The sequence below is a fragment of the Pseudovibrio sp. JE062 genome, from assembly GCF_000156235.1.
Classification (GTDB): domain Bacteria; phylum Pseudomonadota; class Alphaproteobacteria; order Rhizobiales; family Stappiaceae; genus Pseudovibrio.
Genome location: NZ_DS996808.1, coordinates 337,844 through 355,225 on the forward strand (window position 1 = coordinate 337,844; position 17,382 = coordinate 355,225).

The 17,382-nt window shown below is 55.6% G+C and carries 21 protein-coding genes; 8 read left to right on the plus strand and 13 right to left on the minus strand.

Translation table 11 applies throughout. The features are described from left to right. Window positions 1-75: 75 nt before the first annotated feature. On the minus strand, window positions 76-693 hold the full coding sequence (locus PJE062_RS11605; protein ID WP_008548892.1) for a flavodoxin family protein: 618 nt from the start codon (window positions 691-693) through the stop codon (window positions 76-78). Between the two features lie 90 nt (window positions 694-783). Between PJE062_RS11605 and PJE062_RS11610 the strand changes: the two genes are divergently transcribed. After that, window positions 784-1,695 carry a LysR family transcriptional regulator gene (locus PJE062_RS11610; RefSeq protein ID WP_008548967.1) on the plus strand — a complete coding sequence of 304 codons (912 nt, stop codon included), beginning with the start codon at window positions 784-786 and terminating at the stop codon, window positions 1,693-1,695. On the opposite strand, the gene PJE062_RS11615 is transcribed toward PJE062_RS11610, so the two are convergent. Continuing rightward, window positions 1,692-2,636 (minus strand): AraC family transcriptional regulator, encoded by a 945-nt coding sequence (locus PJE062_RS11615; protein WP_008549008.1) that lies wholly within the window; start codon window positions 2,634-2,636, stop codon window positions 1,692-1,694. The two genes, PJE062_RS11610 and PJE062_RS11615, sit on opposite strands and share 4 nt — an antisense overlap. A gap of 94 nt (window positions 2,637-2,730) precedes the next feature. Between PJE062_RS11615 and PJE062_RS11620 the strand changes: the two genes are divergently transcribed. Beyond that, window positions 2,731-3,336, plus strand: a complete 606-nt coding sequence (locus tag PJE062_RS11620) for a LysE family translocator (protein WP_008549078.1) — start codon at window positions 2,731-2,733, stop codon at window positions 3,334-3,336. A gap of 34 nt (window positions 3,337-3,370) precedes the next feature. Continuing rightward, complete coding sequence (locus tag PJE062_RS11625) at window positions 3,371-3,811, plus strand: DUF488 family protein (protein ID WP_008548943.1); 441 nt, start codon at window positions 3,371-3,373, stop codon at window positions 3,809-3,811. A gap of 2 nt (window positions 3,812-3,813) precedes the next feature. On the opposite strand, the gene PJE062_RS11630 is transcribed toward PJE062_RS11625, so the two are convergent. The 3 genes from PJE062_RS11630 to PJE062_RS11640 form a co-directional block, all read right to left on the minus strand. Further along, window positions 3,814-5,409, minus strand: a complete 1,596-nt coding sequence (locus PJE062_RS11630; protein ID WP_008548894.1) for an ABC-F family ATP-binding cassette domain-containing protein — start codon at window positions 5,407-5,409, stop codon at window positions 3,814-3,816. A 137-nt stretch (window positions 5,410-5,546) separates the two neighbouring features. Then, window positions 5,547-6,761, minus strand: coding sequence for an MFS transporter (locus tag PJE062_RS11635; protein WP_008549290.1), 1,215 nt, complete (start codon window positions 6,759-6,761; stop codon window positions 5,547-5,549). Between the two features lie 162 nt (window positions 6,762-6,923). After that, window positions 6,924-7,244 carry a DUF1330 domain-containing protein gene (locus PJE062_RS11640; protein ID WP_037036654.1) on the minus strand — a complete coding sequence of 107 codons (321 nt, stop codon included), beginning with the start codon at window positions 7,242-7,244 and terminating at the stop codon, window positions 6,924-6,926. 240 nt (window positions 7,245-7,484) lie between these two features. On the opposite strand from PJE062_RS11640, the gene PJE062_RS11645 reads away from it, so the two are divergent. The 3 genes from PJE062_RS11645 (at window position 7,485) to PJE062_RS11655 (ending at window position 8,743) form a co-directional block, all read left to right on the plus strand. Next, window positions 7,485-7,838: a hypothetical protein gene (locus tag PJE062_RS11645; RefSeq protein ID WP_208982267.1), complete on the plus strand. Its 354-nt coding sequence runs from the start codon at window positions 7,485-7,487 to the stop codon at window positions 7,836-7,838. 54 nt (window positions 7,839-7,892) lie between these two features. Next, window positions 7,893-8,366, plus strand: a complete 474-nt coding sequence (locus PJE062_RS11650) for a DUF411 domain-containing protein (protein ID WP_008549256.1) — start codon at window positions 7,893-7,895, stop codon at window positions 8,364-8,366. 149 nt (window positions 8,367-8,515) lie between these two features. Then, window positions 8,516-8,743, plus strand: a complete 228-nt coding sequence (locus tag PJE062_RS11655; RefSeq protein ID WP_008549435.1) for a hexameric tyrosine-coordinated heme protein — start codon at window positions 8,516-8,518, stop codon at window positions 8,741-8,743. 59 nt (window positions 8,744-8,802) lie between these two features. Here PJE062_RS11655 and PJE062_RS11660 read toward each other — a convergent pair whose 3' ends face one another. The 6 genes from PJE062_RS11660 to PJE062_RS11690 form a co-directional block, all read right to left on the minus strand. Next, entirely contained in the window at window positions 8,803-9,189 is a 387-nt protein-coding gene (locus tag PJE062_RS11660; RefSeq protein ID WP_037036656.1) for a VOC family protein, read from the minus strand. A gap of 544 nt (window positions 9,190-9,733) precedes the next feature. Further along, window positions 9,734-10,648 carry an MBL fold metallo-hydrolase gene (locus PJE062_RS11670; protein WP_008548876.1) on the minus strand — a complete coding sequence of 305 codons (915 nt, stop codon included), beginning with the start codon at window positions 10,646-10,648 and terminating at the stop codon, window positions 9,734-9,736. Window positions 10,649-10,687: 39 nt separating this feature from the next. Next, on the minus strand, window positions 10,688-11,263 hold the full coding sequence (locus tag PJE062_RS11675) for a hypothetical protein (protein ID WP_008549439.1): 576 nt from the start codon (window positions 11,261-11,263) through the stop codon (window positions 10,688-10,690). Between the two features lie 74 nt (window positions 11,264-11,337). Then, window positions 11,338-12,108, minus strand: a complete 771-nt coding sequence (locus PJE062_RS11680; RefSeq protein WP_008549200.1) for an SDR family oxidoreductase — start codon at window positions 12,106-12,108, stop codon at window positions 11,338-11,340. Window positions 12,109-12,265: 157 nt separating this feature from the next. Then, a complete protein-coding gene (locus tag PJE062_RS11685) occupies window positions 12,266-12,667 on the minus strand; it encodes a nuclear transport factor 2 family protein (protein WP_208982268.1) in 402 nt (133 codons plus the stop codon). A 154-nt stretch (window positions 12,668-12,821) separates the two neighbouring features. Then, entirely contained in the window at window positions 12,822-13,355 is a 534-nt protein-coding gene (locus PJE062_RS11690; protein WP_008549005.1) for a redoxin domain-containing protein, read from the minus strand. An 87-nt stretch (window positions 13,356-13,442) separates the two neighbouring features. Here PJE062_RS11690 and PJE062_RS11695 point away from each other — a divergent pair, with 87 nt between their 5' ends. After that, window positions 13,443-14,033, plus strand: coding sequence for a TetR/AcrR family transcriptional regulator (locus tag PJE062_RS11695; RefSeq protein ID WP_008549184.1), 591 nt, complete (start codon window positions 13,443-13,445; stop codon window positions 14,031-14,033). A gap of 10 nt (window positions 14,034-14,043) precedes the next feature. Here PJE062_RS11695 and PJE062_RS11700 read toward each other — a convergent pair whose 3' ends face one another. Then, complete coding sequence (locus PJE062_RS11700) at window positions 14,044-14,847, minus strand: hypothetical protein (RefSeq protein WP_008549148.1); 804 nt, start codon at window positions 14,845-14,847, stop codon at window positions 14,044-14,046. A 262-nt stretch (window positions 14,848-15,109) separates the two neighbouring features. Between PJE062_RS11700 and PJE062_RS11705 the strand changes: the two genes are divergently transcribed. Then, on the plus strand, window positions 15,110-16,477 hold the full coding sequence (locus tag PJE062_RS11705) for a hypothetical protein (protein ID WP_008549299.1): 1,368 nt from the start codon (window positions 15,110-15,112) through the stop codon (window positions 16,475-16,477). A 1-nt stretch (window position 16,478) separates the two neighbouring features. Here the strand turns inward: PJE062_RS11705 and PJE062_RS11710 are convergent, their stop codons facing one another. Beyond that, window positions 16,479-17,342, minus strand: coding sequence for a LysR family transcriptional regulator (locus tag PJE062_RS11710; RefSeq protein ID WP_208982269.1), 864 nt, complete (start codon window positions 17,340-17,342; stop codon window positions 16,479-16,481). Between the last annotated feature and the right edge of the window lie 40 nt (window positions 17,343-17,382).

Genomic DNA, 17,382 nt, shown 5'->3' on the forward strand with positions numbered 1-17,382 from the left:
AGCCGTTTTTGGGGTTGATTTTCCCTCTCGCCTCGTAGTGCTGGAGGGGCGACTTTCACGTTGGTGTTGGAGTGCTTAAGCGGTCACTTCCAGCGCTGGCGCAGGTGTAGCTGGTGCCTTGCCCCAGCGCAGGGAAGCTTCAGCAATACGCTTGCCAAAGGATTCTGCTGTGCGGTGGTCTGCGTTTGGAGGCGCCACCTCTGGTCCTTCATCCACGTTGGCCTGGGCCATTATGCCCTGATAAGCGCCAAGGCGATTGATGGAATCTGCGGTGCTGGTGCTGGAGTTGTTGCCCGGCTCATCGTTGGCGCCTACCCAGACCATGCCATGTTGAGCGGCAAAAACAGACATCTGGATGATGGTGCTCTGCTTGTCACCCGCTGGGGAGGCGGAAACCGTAAAGCCCGCTGCCAGCTTGTTCTGCCAGCCGCGGTGCATCCAGATTTGACCTGTAGCATCCATGAACATCTTAAACGGCCCGCTGACAGAACCCAGATAGGTTGGTGAGCCGAAAATGATGGCGTCTGCATTGTCCAGAACCGTGAAATCATTATTCAGTTCAGTGACATCCACCAGAACGCCATCCGCGCCTTCAATGGCATTGACGCCGTTTACAACGGACTTTGCCAGGGTCTCGGTGTGACCAAAACCGGAGTGATACGCAACAGCGACAGAAACTCTCTTATCCTGCATCTTTTGTTCCTTTGAAAGTGAGAGTGTGTGTTCTGCCGAAACATGAGGGGCTGGCTTAATGAATTCAAATGCATTAATTTGATAAGAACTATGCAGAAAATGAATTATTTAAGCCTCGACGGCCGCGCCCTGATGATGTTGAAGCTGATCCATGAAACCGGATCAGTGACGCAGGCTGCCCAGATGATGGGAGTGAACCAATCCACCGTCAGTCATGGTTTGGAGCGGGTGCGCGGTCTTTTGGGAGACCCGCTGTTCGTCAAGGCGGGTCGCAATGTGGTGCCAACAGAGCGCATGGATGCGCTCATGCCCATGGTCGAGGAACTGCTGCAAACTCTGGCGCTTATTGGCGAGCCATCCAGCTTCGATCCGTCAACCGCAACCAACCGCTTCGTGATCGACTGCCGAGATGAAGACCACAATCTGCTGATCCCCTCTGTCATCAGGCGGTTGCGCAAAGAAGCGCCCAACGTCACGCTCCGCTGCCGTCTGTCGCATCGTCACGAGGTGGCCTCGCTGGTGGATGGAGAGGCTGACCTGCTGTTCACGCCGCTGCCCCCACCGGACTCCCATGAGTTCGTGGCGCAGACGCTGTTTGATGACGAGTTCGTGGTCTTCTACGATCCCATCACCCGCGATGCGCCGGATACGCTGGAGAAGTATGTTGCCGCCCCACATGCCAATATGCTGGTGACGGCTGATGAAGTGACGTTTATCGACCGTGCTTTGGCTGAGTTAGGCCACAAGCGGCAAACGGTTTACTCCGCCCCCAGCTTCAACGCCCTTGCCGCCACACTGCCGGGCACAGACCTGATCGCCACCATGCCCCGTAAGCTGATCTGCGGCGGCATAAAATCCGGTCTCGCCTCCTGTAATTGTCCGGTACCCGTTGTCGACGTCGGCATCAACGCCATCTGGCACATCCGCAACCGCACCTCCCCCGCCCACAAATGGTTCCGCGACCTCGTGGTCTCAGAAGCTCAGGCACGGTTTGGGAGTTAAGTTCTCCCGCCATTCCTCCGAAACGTTCCTGGCCCCATGCCAAAGCGTTTTTTGAAGAGTTTGGAGAAGGAGGGGAGAGAGTTGTAGCCGCAGCGGGTGGCGATTTCTTCGCTGCTGAGGTTGGTGTCTGTCAGCAGGCTGCGAGCGCGCATCAGGCGCCAGTCGCGTACATATTCCATAGGCGGCTTGCCAACGTGGCGGATGAAGTGGCGGGCAAAGCTGGCCCGCGACATGCCCGCGATCTCTGCCAGGTCTGTGACTTGCCAGTTCTGCTCCGGTGCGCGGTGGAACTCTGTGATTGCGCGGGACAGAGACTTATCTCCCAAGGCTGCAATGAATCCAGCTTGTGCATCTTCGCTAGGGCGGGCGCTGAGTGTTCGCGTGCTTTGGATGACGATGGTCTCAATCAACCGGTTCAGGATCGCGCTGGACCCTTGCCCGTTGAAGTTGGCTTCCAGCGCAATGAGTTTGAGCGTTGCGGCCAGCCACGGCTCAGACCCCAGATCCTGCAAGCGAAGCCTTAGGGAAGCGGGCAGGCTGGAGAGAATGGGGTGATCCAGCTCCTCATCAAACTGGCAGAATCCACAGAGCAGGGAGTTGGTGTCAGCTCCTTCGCCAACATGCAGGCACCCATCGCGCAAGGCACCGCCAGTAAGGAGTTCACCCAGCCCAACCGAAGGCAAAGCGGGATCGGATTTGATCATCTGCGCCGCGCCATTGGGGATCAGCGCCACGTCTCCTTCCTCCAGAAACACCGGCGGCTCACCCTCCATACAAAGCCAACAGGACCCACGCAGGACAAGGTGAAACCGGATGCGCCGTTGCTCTGTCGGAATAGCGATAGAGAAGTCTCCGGCAAAGTGCGTTCTGAAGTAAGTATCACTTGAGATCTGCAGTCCGGTGAAAATCTCCGAGAGGATGTCGTTTCTATTCATTTCCATGGCAATTGAGCGTTCTGGATAAAAAAGAGAGATGCATAGACATTATGTTGGCGATGCGAACCTGTCAAAGCTTGTACAACAAAAGGAGTTTTCCATGAGCTTAGAAAGTGCCCTCGCCCTGATGGGTTTTGCGTTTGTTATGTCCATTTCACCTGGTCCGGGCAACTTCCTGCTGCTGGCCTCTGGGGCAAATTTCGGGTTCAGCCGGTCTTTGCCATTGGTGTTCGGCATCAGCCTCGGGTTTCTTTCCATGGTGTTTGGCGTCGGCGTTGGGCTTGGACAAGTGCTCACTGAGCTTCCAATGCTTTACACTGCATTGCGTGTTGCCTGCGCTGCTTACGTTTTATGGCTGGCGCTCAAGATTGGCCGCAGCCGTGCGCTTGGCTCTGGTGAAACGGAAAAGATGGCAGAACCGATCTCTTTTGTGCAGGCGTCCCTGTTTCAGCTGCTCAACCCTAAAGCATGGGCGGTGGCGCTGATTGTGACTGTTTCCTACACCAGCGCAGAGAGCTACATGACCAGCCTGTTGTTGCTCATTGCGGTCTTCGCGGTGGTGAACATTCCGAGCATCAGCGTGTGGGCGCTATCTGGCTCAGCCCTGCGCAACTTGCTCGCTAAAGGCAATCGGATTGCCGTGTTCAACATCGGCATGGCCCTGCTTTTGATCGCCAGCATGGCGCCTGTGCTGCTGATGAACTAAACCATATTGAGAACTTTGTGCCCGAGAGACGACTATGAGCAACCTGACCACAATCGGCTTCACCAAAACCACCGCAGAAAACTTCTTCGGCCGCCTGCAAGATGCGGGCGTGAAGAAGGTGATTGATGTGCGGCTGAACAACACCTCTCAACTGGCTGGCTTTGCCAAGTCCAATGATCTGGCCTTCTTCTTGGAAGCCATCGGCGGCATAGGCTATGAGCATCAGCCATTGTTGGCGCCAGATCAGGATATGTTCAAGGCCTTCAAAAAGGAAAAAGGCGATTGGACCATCTTCAAAGACCGGTTCATGGGCCTGCTTTCCGAGCGCAAAGTGGAGAGCAAACTTAAGGCAGACATGTTCGATGACGCCTGCCTTCTATGTTCCGAAAAACTCCCCCACGAATGCCACCGCTCCCTCGTCGCCGACTACCTCAACAGCCGCTGGGGCGGAACACTGAAGGTGAAGCATTTGTGAGGCTACACCCCCACCGTCTCCCCGAGCATCACCTCTCGCGTTACGCCGATGTTCTCCAGAAACGTTGCATCGTGGCTGATGACGAGGAGGGCGCCGTTGTAGGTGGTGAGGGCGGATTCGATGGCCTCGATGGCGGTGAGGTCGAGATGGTTGGTGGGTTCGTCCAGGATGAGCAGTTTGGGTGGTTGGGCGGCGCCCAGAACGCAGGCGAGGCCAGCGCGGAGCATCATGCCGCCGCTGAGGGTTTTGACCTGCTGTGTTGAGGCCTCCCCACGGAAGAGAAAGCGGGCGAGGATAGCGCGGCAGGTGTTTTCATCCTGCTCTGAGTTCAACATCCGGAAGTTCTCCAGCACCGAAAGCTCCGGATCCAGCAGACTGACGTGTTGATCCAGCACGCGGGCAGAGGGATCGAGCTGGCAGGTGCCGGAGAGGGGCGGCAGCTTGCCCACCAGCGTTTTCAGCAGGGTGGTTTTGCCAGAGCCATTGGCGCCTTTGATGGCGACCCGTTCTGGCCCGGTGATGACCAGCGAAAAGTCTCTCAGCAGTGGCCGGTCAACAGTATAACCGATGCTCAGGCTTTCAGCTGTCAGCACCCGTTGGCCATTTGCAATGCCGCAGGAGGCGATGGAGATGCTGAGGGGCTCCAAAACCTCAATCTTTTCCCGGGCAGCTTTGGATTGCTGCTCAGCGTCCTCCCGCAAGCGTGTCGCCAGAACTGAGTTTTCGCCAAGCGTGTTTTCCGCCTTGTTGCGCATGGCATTGAGGAGGATCTTGGGTTGGTCGCGCTTGGCACGGGCACGGTGGCCAGCGCCATCTTTGCGGGCTTTGCGTTCTGCCACACTCTGGATCTTGCGGTTCAGCTCTCCGATGCGCTTTTCAGCAGATGCCAGATCCTGCTCGGCGGCTGCCAGTTCAAGCGCTTTCTGAGCCTTGTAGAAGCTGTAGTTGCCGCCAAAAACGGAGGTTCCCAGCGTGGTCAGCTCCACGATGCAATCCATTTGCTCCAGCAAAGCGCGGTCGTGGCTGACGATGATCGCACCTTTCCGCCACTTGGCAAGAAAAGCACCAAGAGCCTCCCGTCCATCGGCATCCAGATTGTTGGTGGGTTCATCGAGCAGAAGAAAATCCGCATCGTGAAACTGAAGAGCTGCCAAGCGGCAACGGGTGATTTGACCACCGGAAAGGGCTGTAAGGGGATGGCCCGCTGCGATTTCCAATCCCATTGAGGCAAGGGCTGCTTCCACTCGGCTTTCCAGCGTCCAGTCAGCGTGTGCCAGCTCTTCCATGCTGGCCGTTCCGGCTTCTGCCTTTTGCAGAATGCACAGAGCATCGGTGATGCCAAACAGATCGGCCACTGTTTCCTGCGGTCTGCTTTGCAGCTGCTGCTTCAGCAGGCCTATGGAACCGTTGACGGAAATGGAACCGGAAGCAGGCGGAAGCGCACCGCTGATAAGGTTCAGCAGCGTTGTTTTGCCCGTGCCATTACGGCCGATCAGGCCGGTGCGGAGCGGAGCAAACTGAAGGTTGAGATCAGAAAAAAGGGCTGTGCCGTCAGGAAGCGCCCAGGACACGTGGTTGAGGGAGATTGACAAAGGCATGGTGATGAACTTTCACAGAAACAGGGCAGGTCGAATGGATTGTCCTGTTCTTGTTCATCGCTTTATCTCCTCACGTCTTGAATGCCGCTGAGACTATGCGGTTTGCACGGGAAGTCAAGACACATGCCGTGCTGCCCCTATCCACCCACATCCTGTGTTGCCTGCGTACCACGGCGTTGGAGGCTGAGGGTGAGTAGAAGGAGGAGGGAGATGGGGAGAACCATGGTGCCGGGGATGGCAGAAGCAGTTGCGAGGGTGAAGGTGGAAATCAAAGCGCCGGTCATCAGGCTGCCAAGAGGTGCGCCGCCTTCATCACCCAGATACATGACGCTGAGCACTCGGGATTTGTGGGTGGAAGGCGCTTGCTCCTGTAAAATGGTGCGGCTCATGTTGAGGCAGATGCCGCCGCCAATGCCCCAAAAGAAGATGCTGGCGAGGAAAGCCCAATAAGGTGGAGAGACAGCCCAGAAAAGCAAGGCAAACCCGCCAAAGCTGTAACCTACAATGAGCAGAGGCACGGGGTTTCGGATGGCTTCCACTCTCAGTAGCAAACCGCTGGAGCAGGCTCCGCCAATCATGAAGGTGGCAAAGGCCAATGCAAAGTCAAACCCTGTCGCCTGATAGGTATCCCGCAGGATGAGCGGCATCAATACGGCGTAGGGTCCACCCAGAATAAGGCCTGCTGAGCTCATCAGAAACACCGGTAATCTTAGTGTCTTGGAGGATAGCACCAGTCCGATCCCTTCCCGGATCTCATGAAAGATGCTGGGCCTGTCTGTTTTCTGCAGGGTCGGGGTGTCCGGCAGGCGAAGGCTTGTGATGATCCCGGTGAGAAAGAGCAGGCCAGACGTGGCGAGCAATGGGGCAAGGTCGACCCACTCCACGGTGCTGGCCAGAGCAAACCCTGCAAGCGTAACGAGGTAGAGCATGCCAACGGAGAGGGTCACGCTGCGCCCGATGCTGCTGGCGGAGATGTGATTGAGCATGCCGTCCAGTGTGGGCTGGACGAATGCCAGCACGCTGCCGGAGAGCAGGGCAAAGAGGATCAGCTGTTCAAACCCAACCCAGCCAAAGTGCAGCAGCAAAACCAATCCAAACACCGGCAGAGCATTGGCAATGTGCAGCAAAACCAACAGCCTGCGCTTGTTCAGGCGATCAGCGGCAGCACCAGCAAACAGCAGTACAAACAAGTTGGGTAGCATGGAAGCTGTCATAGCATAGCTGACCCGCTCCGGACTTTCGGTAAGGTGGACGGTGACTAGATAAGGAAACAGCACGCTCAGCATGGCGCGGGGAAACTGAAAGCTGGTGAGGCTGATCTGATAAAACAAAATAGCGCGTGAAAAAGGCATCGATAAAATCTCTGAAGCAATCTTCGAAGACTATCGGCTGATCTGCTCCTTGTCTGCAAAACCCAGCTTTTCAGCGAAATAAAGCAAGCCTGTTGCCCATGCGTCACGCGTGGTGGTGGGCGCTCTGCCGTGTCTTGGGGGTGGCAGAGCGCTGTCATCCCTTTAGACGCTGGATTCCACGGCGATCGTGAAGTTCGGCGGGATTACGTCTGTGCGGAGGTGTTTGATCTCCTGATACTCAGGAGAGTTCCAGAATGTCATGAGGGCTTCCATGCTTGGGAAGCGGAAGAGCGTCAGCTGTGCGTTGGTGTTCCACACGCCTTCCAGATGTTCAAAGGGTTGATCCGGGCCGCCGAAAACAATGCATTCGCCACCTGCAGCTTCAATAAGCGGAACGGCTTTTTCACCGTAAGCGTCGATAGAGCCGTGGCCCTTTGGCATAAAGCTGCTGGCTACCATGTAGGCGACTTTGGGTTTACTCATGTCATTTCTCCAGTCCTGTTCGGGGGAGGCAAAAGCGCAGTTTTGCGCCAGATTTGGGGGAACAGCCTCCACCCGCTTGTGATGAGATGACAACTGGGTACTTCCTCAAGTTAAGTTGAGGTCAAGCGCTTTTTTCTGCGAAATGCACAAATTGGCTCAAAGTGTCGCAGCGTCTGCCTGCGACATCAGATTACAGCAGTTTAACTTGATCTTGCCGCAGTGTGTGCCTAGGGTGCGGGCATGTTTCGCGTATTGACCATTTTGCTGCTTGTGTTTGTAACGGCGCCCCATGCTTCCAGCATGCCGACGGCGCTGGCTGCACAGCAAACGGCGGATGCCCTGCAGATGGTGATGGTGCATGCGGAACAGTCTTCTCAGATGACCAATCAGGAAATGCCGTGTTGCTGCTGTGAGGAAGATGGCGAAGCCACTGCCGCAGCTGTGGCCTGTATTGCCGCGATGGTGCTTGCTCCAGATAGTGCCGCGCCCTCACCAGCGTATGCTGCCATGTCGATAGACGTGCCCGTACAAAATGGGCTGCTGGCGGCGCATCAATCTTCCATAGACCGACCTCCAATCCAACGGGCTGCATAAGCAGCACTCTTCTGTAACATCCTAAATTAAAACAGAATCTGGATTGGATAGATAATGATCTCCAAAAAGAACCTGCTGGCTGGCGTTTTCGCAGCCGCTCTCACCACTGGTACATTCTCCTTCGCCGCCCATGCTGAGGGCGACAAGGACCTGACCATTTACAAATCTCCTTACTGCGGATGCTGCTCCCAGTGGTCTGATGCGCTTGAGGATGCTGGCTTCAACGTAACGGTTCGTGATACGGAAGATCTGGACACCGTGAAGCGCCAGGTGGGCGTGCCGGAAAACATGCAGAGCTGCCATACAGCTGTGGTGGATGGCTATGTGATGGAAGGCCATGTGCCGCTTGAAGCCGTAAAGCGCGTTCTGGAGGAACGCCCTGACATCAAGGGCCTGAGCGTGCCGGGCATGCCAATGGGCTCACTGGGCATGGGCGAGCCGGATGCGGACACCAACTACACCGTTTACACCCTTCCAAAAGCAACGGGTGGCCAGCCAACTGTCTATCAGCAGGTTTCCGGCAAATAACAGTAAGTTTGAAAGGGCAGGAGCGCTGTGCTTCTGCCTGTTTCACTGATTGATCCCCTCCAACAAATCCCAATGGAAATTGGGGAGATTGCGCTTGTCTCTGGCCTGACAGACTCTTCCAAAATCGCCAAATCACAAGGATGCGAATTATGGATGAGAACTGGCTCCCAACACTGCAAACCGCAACCCCGGAAGAGGGCTATGCTCTCGCCGTAAAACTTTCCCGCATGGCCATCAAATTCATGCAGCCGGACGCCGAAGTCCGCTCTGCCATGCGGCTCATGTACGAGTATGACTCTGAGGCCCTCATCGCCGCCTCGCAAACAGTCGCCGAACACTTCAGCACCATCGCAGCAGCCAACAACTACTGGAAATAAGCGCTGTCTGTTGCCGGAAAACATCCCCGATGGCCCACCGCTTTCGGGGAGCGGCTGTGCTATGCGCCTACGAGGGCAGGGGATTTGAGCTCACACAGATTGCCATCCGGATCGGTGAAGGAAGCGATGGTGCCCCAGTCGAAGACTTGTGCTGTCACATCGAGGCCTTTGGCGCGCAGAACATCGATGGCCGTGTCGATATCATCCATGTTGAACCGCAGCACGCAGGGATTCTGGGTGCGTGACTTCTGCCCCTCGCTTCCGTGCCCGCCACGTTCTACCATCAGGTAGCCGCTGCCAAACTGAAAGCTAACCAGCTCCTGCGCGCGTTCAATCACTGTAAGCCCCAGCGTATGCTCATAAAACGCCACGCAGGCCTCAAATCTCTCCGTAAACAGAATGATGCCATAGGCCTCGGTTAGCTGTGAAATGCCGGTGTCACTCATCTTCAAAATACCTTGCTCAAATGGAGTGCTGCGCTCGTGCAGCCTGGAAAAAGAGCCTTGATGCTAGGCAAGTAACCCGCATAGCGCAATGTGATGCTGGATGACTATTCCGATTCATGATCCTTCTTGGATTTTCTGAAAACAGTGTCTATCGGTCGACCCATTTTGGCAGACAATATGATGCGGACCGCTGTAAAAGGTGGAAGGAAAACACTCATAAAGTACAGTATGCTTTTGTATTTTGATGGGTCTGCTTCGCTTACAAAAAGATAATAGAATAACGCAGTTACTGCCCATAAAATAAGTTCTTCCCTATGGTACTTCCAGGACCCTTTCCAGTCGTATTTATCTACTTGCTTCATTCCGTCTCTCATCTTCAAAATTGCTTTGCTCAAATAATGCGCTGCTTTCGTGCAGCGTTAAAACACGGCAATCATGCTAGGTCAGCAAAGGAGCCAGAGCAAGCAACGCCGGTTGAACTCCGCTTGGGGAACGGAGGCCAACCGGCTGAACTGGCCTCAAAGAAGAGGCGCAAACTCTGCAATTAGCTTAGTGGCTTAAAGATGAAGCCATCGCCGTCCTGCGTGACGTGACCCATGCCGGGGTAGCTTAGGTGTGTCGCTGCCAGTGGGATGCCGTCTGCTGCAAGGCGCGTGAGCAGGTCCTTGCGTGTTTTGGTGGCCTGCTGCGGGTCGATGTCGAGGCCGTATGTGATCTCAGGGTGTTTGAACTGCAAAACTTCCGAGATAATGGCATCGCCGATGATCCAGAGTTCCTTGCCACCACTGGCAATACGCAAGCCGCTGTGACCTGGTGTATGGCCGGGAAGCGGAATGAGCGTGAGGCCATCCCCCAGATCTGTTTCACCCTGATACGTCATCACCTGATCTTTGATCGGCACAGCGATGGCTTGGGCGATAGTTACAAGAGGTTTCATCGCATCCGGCACCCGTTCGGCCAGAGATGGGTCGGTCCAATAAGTCCATTCGGCCTCTGCCATGTGGATCTTTGCATTGCTGAACCCGTTGGCATCAGGGCCCATCAACCCGCCGATATGGTCGGCATGCATGTGGGTGATGACGATGTCTGTGATGTCGTTTTTGCTGATGCCCTCAGCAGCCAGCAGTGCCTCCAGCTTGCCAACGTTTGGGTTAGAGTCTGCAAACACGTCGCCGGAGCCGGTATCAACCAGCACCAGTCGCTTGGCTGTGCGCACCAGCCAGACGTTTGCACCAACAACGACGGGGTCGCCTGCAGCCGCAAGGGTGTCAGCGTCCGCATTGGCGAACCAGTTGTTTGGCAGGTCGAAGTGACCGTCTGAGAGAGTTGAAACACTCAGCTTCCCGAGGTTCGTGACTGCCAGTTCTGCCGCAAAGCTGACGGGTGGTAGCATGGTGCTGGCAGCAGCAGCGGTGAGTGTGAGCATCACCTTGCGGCGGGTCATTGTGTAGTGTGGCATTGAGATCTCCTGAAATCAGAATTTTTGAAACGAAATGGCCTATGCCCGCCAGCTTTCGGAGAAGGCCAAAGCGCCGGTAGTGAAGGCGTGGCCGTCCAGATCCATGGGCCAGATCTGACCGCGAGCTTGTTGGCCGTTCACGGTGAGCTCTGCTCGCTCCGCCGGGATCATCACCGCACTCACGCCATAAGGGCGAAGTGGCAGGTCGCTGACTGTGTCATCGCTGACCAGCAGCGGTTGGTGCATATCGAACCATGACATCACGATCTCATCCTCCGCACTGCGGATGGTCTGTCTCCATGCTTTTTGGGTGTCGCCCCTTCGGTCAAACTCGGCGTTGATGGTGGGGATGCTCTGGTCTTTGGTGTCTGGCACCAGCATGCCCTGCACAGTGGACTGCAGCCAACGGGTCATCTCCACGTTGTCTGTGTAGATGCGCCACTCATTGTCAGTCAGCTCGCTTTTGATGAACAGCGCATGGCCTGCGCCCTGCGGAGAATAAGTGATGGTCCAAAGGCTTGCTTCTGATGTACGTGGGCCGTCTTTGGTCTCGCTCAGCCAGATGAAAGGATTTTCGCCGTTGAGAATGACTGTGCCGGGATTAACTGATGGCATGACTTAAAACCTTGAGAATGTTGAATGAAAAGCCCACCCCGCTTGCGGGATGGGCGAGCGCGCCCCGTTCGCGGTCAGGAGGCGCGGGGCAGGCGAATCTGGTTCATGCCGCCATCTGCCTGCACATCCGCACCGCGCATGAAGGAGGATTCAGAGGAGGCCAGAAACACCGCAACAGCCGCCATTTCCTCTGGCTGACCAACACGGCCAGCGGCCAGAAGGTTGCCAAAGGCTTCGTTTGTGGCCTTCACCTGCTCATCGGTCAGCCCGCCATTGGAGAGTGCAGGTGTTTCAATCGGGCCGGGGCTGAGCACGTTGATGCGGGCGCCGATCTCGTAAAGATCTGGCGTCAGTGTGCGGGCGAGGGAACGCACCGCAGCTTTGGACGCCGCATAGGCCGAATACCCTGCTGTGCCCATCTCACTGATGCACGAGCCGACCAGAACCACAGAGGCGTCTTTGGCCAGAAGCGGCAGGGCATATTGTACGGTGAAGAAGGCGCCTTTGAAGTTGACGTCGAAGACACGGTCCAGCTGCTCCGGTCCGCTTTCGATCAGTGGCGTGGCTGGGGCAATGCCTGCATTGGCAAAGACCACATCAATCCGGCCATAGACTTCTTTGACTTGCTCAAACGCTTTTCGCAGGGAAGGCAAATCGGCTACGTCACCAACAACACCCATTGCATTTTTACCAATTTTGGCAACGGCCTGATCCACTTTGGCCTGTGTGCGGGCCAGAATGACGACGTTTGCGCCTTCAGCTGCAAAGGCTTTTGCGGTGGCAAGCCCAATTCCACTGTTGCCTCCGGTGATGAAGGCAACCTTGTTAGCCAAACGATTGCTCATAAGAATTCTCCAGTGAGGTTCAGGGAGTATGCGACGCCACCAAAAGCGCATGCCTTTAGGCTCCGGCGCGACCAGAGTGCGGAGGAACCTCAACTCCGCCACGGCGATGACTTAGGGGCTGCCCCCTAAGTCGCTCATTGGAAGGGAAGGCGCGGTATCAGCTGTCCAGTGGTTGCATGAAGATGGCTTCGCGGAGGACTTGCCAGCGGCCGTCTTCGAAGCGCCATTCGATGTTGCAGAGGAGCTTCATTTCCTGATCATTCATACCGCTATGTTTACGGGTGAGAACGGAAACGCCTGTGTCGCCGAGTATATGAAAATCATGCCACTCGGCCCATGTGTTCAGCTGGTGTTTGCCAGCTTCCGCCTGCTTGCGGAAATGCTCGATAAACTCCTGCTTGTTGAAGGTGGTCACGGTGCTGTCCGGTGCAACAAGGGTGGTGTGGAAGTCATCGTGATAGATGCTCTGCAGCGCATCAATGTCGTAGTTGGTGGCGCGGTCGATCAGGTGGTCCATTGCAGCGCGGATTGCTTCCACTGTGTGCGTCGCCTTAGTCATTGCTTTGTCTTTCTTCGTGTTTTCGCGGTCATCAGGGTAAGATCAAGGGTTCTCAGCTCATGTGGTGGCTGAGTTGGATCGTCCTATGGGGCGTTGTGTTACGTGGGTTTTACGAGGTGCGCGGTTACAGAAAGCCGCTCAAAAAGCCTCGGATTTACTTAAACGTGCCGCGGATTGGATAGTGATTGTCCGGGTTGCGTATGAACCCCAATCCACCAATCAGTGCGGTCAGATCAGGCCGGGTAAACGGCGTGTTGGAAATGTCCACGAGCTGCAGCTCCTGCTTGTCATTCACCACAAACAGACCGGGCTCGGCGAACGGAGAAGGGGCTTCCTGCGCAGACCAAGGCTGGGAGATATAAAGGCCCAGCTCCTGCATCTGCCCGATGCTCAGATCATACCCAACCGGGAAGTCTGGCTGCACGTCAACCAGCTGGCGCTGCGCGCGATCCAGATTATCTGCGGAAACTGCGAGCACTTCGATCTTCAGCTGGTGGAACTCACTCAGCATGTCGTTGAGCTGCTTCAGATAGCGGGTGCAGAGCGGGCAGTGGGCGCCGCGATACACCACAATCATTTGCCAGTCGAAGTCTGGTCCCGGCGTGCCGAGCGTCAGCTCGCCACCCGCAACAGACTTGACGGACAGCTGCGGAAACACCTGTCCCGCAGCCAATGCTGTATGTTTCACAAAAGCCTCCTTGAGTTTTGTAATGAACGTTATTAAACTGGACTTCAGACAAGAGTCAATCGTTTTGTAATGGATGATACAAAATAAATGGGACGCCCAAGAAACTTCAATCGCGATGAAGCACTGCAAGCCGCCATCAATGTGTTCTGGAAAAAAGGTTATGATGGAGCGTCCATGAAGGACCTCACCTCCGCCATGGGCATCAACAGCCCCAGCCTGTATGCGGTGTTCGGTGACAAGCATCAGCTCTATCTGGAGGCGATTGATCGCTACTCCAATGATGACGGCTGTGCTCCGCTGGTGGCGTTTGAGAGTGAGCCGGATATCGAAAAAGCCGTGATCGCCTTCATGCGCTCCACCATCGATTACGCCAGCAACCACGAAAGCGGCAGCAAAGGCTGCTTCCTCGGCAACTGCGTTTCAACCACGGTGGGAGAGGTGGAAGGCACCACCGAGCGTCTACAGGATGCCATCACCGGTGCCGACGAACGCCTCGCCTCCCGGTTTGAGAAGGAAAAAGAACTGGGCAACCTGCCCGCCGACTTCCCTTCTCTGGAACGCGCCCGCCTGATGTTCGACCTGCGCCAGGGCCAAGTCCTCCGCGCCCGCGCCGAACTAGATCAGGACACCACGGAGGCAGGACTAGCCTTCCGCGCAAAGATGATATTGGCGGTGTGAGGAGAGGGGGCTAAAGCGCTGCAGTGCGTTTCTTTGCTTGGTATCTCAGGTGCTTATCAAGGATGCCGGGCAAGAAGATCATTGCGAGCACACAAAGCAGTGCTGATTGAATGAGCAAGCGGTACGGTGAGCCAAACTCGGCTTTCAGACCGGTTACCACCGCGAATAACTCAACACTGCCATGAACTGCGAGAAAAGAGCCCGCCAGTAGGATCAAAATAATCTTGGTTTTGTCTTTGATGAACTGAATATAGGCAATGTTTTGGAGACGCGTGTCTTCTAGTTCACTAAACATCCAAAGTCGTGAAGAAAAATAAAGCGCCCCGAAGAGAGATACGGTGATGACAGCGATGGAAAGATACTCAGCAGGGCCTGTGAGATCTATCTGCAGTTTATCTGCGACAAACCCAAAGACAGCGAACAGCGCTTGCAAAGTTATATAGCAGAGCGAGAACTTCGCCACGAAACCGGCGAGAAAGACTGTGCTGTTCTCAAGCATTCTGCAGTTTACTCTGGCGGCTGAAATGGCAACCAGATAATTGGGCAGCCGCTTTGCCCCCTTTTCAGTGATTTGCCAGCATCGAAAGGCACCGTTGGCTGTTAGCTCAGGTTCGACGTCAACCACCTTGGCCCACCCGCGCAGAGAAATCTCGCTCAGAAAGCGATCTTTGGGAAAGCCCTTGGGAATGATCTGGCTCGCTGCCGGGTCCTCTATCATCGCACGCAAAGCTGCTTTGTCATGCCCGGACAAGGCTTCGTAGGAGGTGGGAGCAGCCTGATGTTTTTGCTCTGACCTGTTCAGTTCAATTTCCATGCTGTGTCTCTAAAACCGCCGAAAACAGGTGGTGAGAAAATCAGAGTTTTCGCTGATAAATGTTAGAGCGCACAGCTCTGCCGCGAAAGCTTCGGAAACTAAGGGTACGATTTCTGAAGTGCTGCTTAATTGTATTTCAGGGGTTATGGCGAATAGCGGAATAAATATAAATATTACAACATCTTACCGCATAACCGTGTCGTTACCGTTTTTGTGAAATTCTGCTGCTGATATACCTTTCTCTCCGGGCCAAAGAGTTCTTATGTTATCTGCAAAAAAGCCGTTTACGCTGCTGGTGTTTTTGTCCGTTTCTGCCTGTGCCAGCCATCAGGATAAGCACGGGTTGTTTGATAGTCCCTCGCACAATGAGGTGGCGGCCAGCGAGGTGCCGATGGAGCAAACGGGGCAGATGCCTGCTGCGTTTCGCAAGCTGGAAGAGCCGCCGAAATACTTCGCCGCTGCGGATCTTCTCTCCGTTCCCTTGCAGAGCGAGACCTACACCATCAGCGCAGATGCGCCGAGCAATGGCCGGTTTGCGGTCTTCGCCATCAAAACCGAGGATGGGGCTTACACCGTACAGGGCAGGCAGTTCATGGAGGATCACATCCACGAGCTGAACGCGCTGGCCGTTCTGCGTGAAAGAAACAAGGCGGTTGCCTTTGCCAAGAGTGCAGGCACAGCCGTCATCACCCCAATCAAATCGGTTTACACAACGGTGACGGCGCCTGTCACCGCCGCCAAGAATGTATATGGCAACGCCAAAGGCATGGTGAAATCCGTGCGCAAGGGCGTGGGCAAAGCGGCGACCTTTGTGAAAACACGAGGAAACATGCCGCAGGAAACGGCTGAGCGTGAGGAAGACGGTTTCATCAGCGGCTTCTTTGGCCGTCCGGAAGCCATCCGCAAGATTGCCTTTGAAATGAAAGTGGACCCATACACGCACTTCACCCCGCTGCGGGATGAGATGACAGAGCTGGCCAACTATCATGCTGCTGGTCAGTTTGGCGTGGATCAGGGCTTGAGTTTTGTTCCGGGTGTGGGCAGCATCATTATCAGCAGCTTAAAGACGGCAGATAGTCTGACGAAGAGAACGCTTCTGAAAGACCCGGAAGCGATGGCCGACATCAACCGGGAGCGACTGGCGAAAGCGGGTATTGCCAAGGAAAGCACAGAACCGTTCCTGCTCAATGCGCACTTCACGCCAACGGAGAAAACCATCTTCACCGGCCTTGCTACAGAGGCGAAAGACCTTGAGGGCATTGATACTCTCATGAAGCACGCCTCTGGCGCGAAATCCCGCCCGCAAGCGTTTGCTGCGCTGATGCAGGTGGAGATGTTGGGCCGTCTGCATGAAAGCAGCAAGATCAAGAAGGTAGAAGTGCACCATGATGTGGTGGTGGCGTATCAGGCTGATAATACGGTCAACGTGGTGCTGCCCTACGATTACCTGAGCTGGACCTCTTACAACGCCAAGACCATCTGGAAAGTGACCCGAAGCCTCGCGGCCAAGGATGTTAAGACCAAAGATGTCCGGTTTGTGCTGGCGGGAGACCTTTCCAAAAACAGCCGCAAAGCACTGGAAAGCCGCAGATGGGGCGTGAAGAGAAATCTGATCGCAGATCTGCTCTGACCTAAGCGGCTAACGCCCCGCGCACAAATCCATCAAACGCGGTGATCCTTGGATTGCCGCGGTTGGAGGGATGGTAGAGCAGCCACAAATCGGTCTGATAGATGGCAGGCTGCTCACCAACATCTCGCAGGCCATCCAGAAGCGTTGGTATGTCGGGCAAGATGCCGACGCCCAGACCACTGCGGATGCCCCCGGCAAGCATCGCCATGCTGTCATAGCGGAGCATGCTAGCCGGTGAGGGCACCTTTTCACGAAACCACTCTGTGGCCGGATGTGCCTGCAAGCTGTCACCGGGGATCAGCCATGTCAGCTCCTGAAAGTCCGGCAATCCATCTCCCAAAGCATCCAGATAGCTTGGTGCAGCCACCAGCTTGTAATCGATGGTGCCCAGTCTCAGGCCAATCATATCTTCCGGCGGCTGGCTGGTGGGGCGCAGGGCCACATCATAGCGGCGCTCGCTCAGGTTCTCGAAATTGTTGGTGACGTTGAATTCCAGCTGCAGGTTGGGGTGGGCCTCACGAAACGCTGCAAGGTGAGGGTGGATCACGCTTTGCAGCAGCAGGTCCGTGGTCGTCACTCGCAGCGGGCCAGAAAGCCCGGTGTCTTCGCCTCCCAACAAAGCGTCAGCTGCGGAAAGTCCTGCATGGATCTGCTCGGCCTGCTCACACAGTGCCAGACCCAACGGCAGCGGTTTGAAACCGGCGCGGGAGCGGGTGAACAGCGGCTCACCCACCTTGGCCTCAATGCGCTTAATCCCGCGAAACACAGAGGAGGTGTCCTTGCCAAGCGCGAGAGCTGCGTTCTCCAGCGTTCGTTCGCGTGTCAGGTGCATAATCACCAGAAGATCGTCTGCGCTCAGTTTCATATGCATGTCCGCCCTTGTTCGCTGCAACTATGCATATTTC

Coding starts and splice junctions, on each gene's coding strand:
- PJE062_RS11685 (WP_208982268.1), bottom strand. CDS start 12,667: ATGACTAAGGCGACGCACACAGTGGAAGCAATCCGCGCTGCAATGGAC.
- PJE062_RS11670 (WP_008548876.1), bottom strand. CDS start 10,648: ATGCCACACTACACAATGACCCGCCGCAAGGTGATGCTCACACTCACC.
- PJE062_RS11610 (WP_008548967.1), top strand. CDS start 784: ATGCAGAAAATGAATTATTTAAGCCTCGACGGCCGCGCCCTGATGATG.
- PJE062_RS11700 (WP_008549148.1), bottom strand. CDS start 14,847: ATGGAAATTGAACTGAACAGGTCAGAGCAAAAACATCAGGCTGCTCCC.
- PJE062_RS11660 (WP_037036656.1), bottom strand. CDS start 9,189: ATGAGTGACACCGGCATTTCACAGCTAACCGAGGCCTATGGCATCATT.
- PJE062_RS11645 (WP_208982267.1), top strand. CDS start 7,485: ATGTTTCGCGTATTGACCATTTTGCTGCTTGTGTTTGTAACGGCGCCC.
- PJE062_RS11675 (WP_008549439.1), bottom strand. CDS start 11,263: ATGCCATCAGTTAATCCCGGCACAGTCATTCTCAACGGCGAAAATCCT.
- PJE062_RS11625 (WP_008548943.1), top strand. CDS start 3,371: ATGAGCAACCTGACCACAATCGGCTTCACCAAAACCACCGCAGAAAAC.
- PJE062_RS11635 (WP_008549290.1), bottom strand. CDS start 6,761: ATGCCTTTTTCACGCGCTATTTTGTTTTATCAGATCAGCCTCACCAGC.
- PJE062_RS11695 (WP_008549184.1), top strand. CDS start 13,443: ATGGGACGCCCAAGAAACTTCAATCGCGATGAAGCACTGCAAGCCGCC.
- PJE062_RS11615 (WP_008549008.1), bottom strand. CDS start 2,636: ATGGAAATGAATAGAAACGACATCCTCTCGGAGATTTTCACCGGACTG.
- PJE062_RS11655 (WP_008549435.1), top strand. CDS start 8,516: ATGGATGAGAACTGGCTCCCAACACTGCAAACCGCAACCCCGGAAGAG.
- PJE062_RS11630 (WP_008548894.1), bottom strand. CDS start 5,409: ATGCCTTTGTCAATCTCCCTCAACCACGTGTCCTGGGCGCTTCCTGAC.
- PJE062_RS11650 (WP_008549256.1), top strand. CDS start 7,893: ATGATCTCCAAAAAGAACCTGCTGGCTGGCGTTTTCGCAGCCGCTCTC.
- PJE062_RS11705 (WP_008549299.1), top strand. CDS start 15,110: ATGTTATCTGCAAAAAAGCCGTTTACGCTGCTGGTGTTTTTGTCCGTT.
- PJE062_RS11680 (WP_008549200.1), bottom strand. CDS start 12,108: ATGAGCAATCGTTTGGCTAACAAGGTTGCCTTCATCACCGGAGGCAAC.
- PJE062_RS11640 (WP_037036654.1), bottom strand. CDS start 7,244: ATGAGTAAACCCAAAGTCGCCTACATGGTAGCCAGCAGCTTTATGCCA.
- PJE062_RS11710 (WP_208982269.1), bottom strand. CDS start 17,342: ATGAAACTGAGCGCAGACGATCTTCTGGTGATTATGCACCTGACACGC.
- PJE062_RS11605 (WP_008548892.1), bottom strand. CDS start 693: ATGCAGGATAAGAGAGTTTCTGTCGCTGTTGCGTATCACTCCGGTTTT.
- PJE062_RS11620 (WP_008549078.1), top strand. CDS start 2,731: ATGAGCTTAGAAAGTGCCCTCGCCCTGATGGGTTTTGCGTTTGTTATG.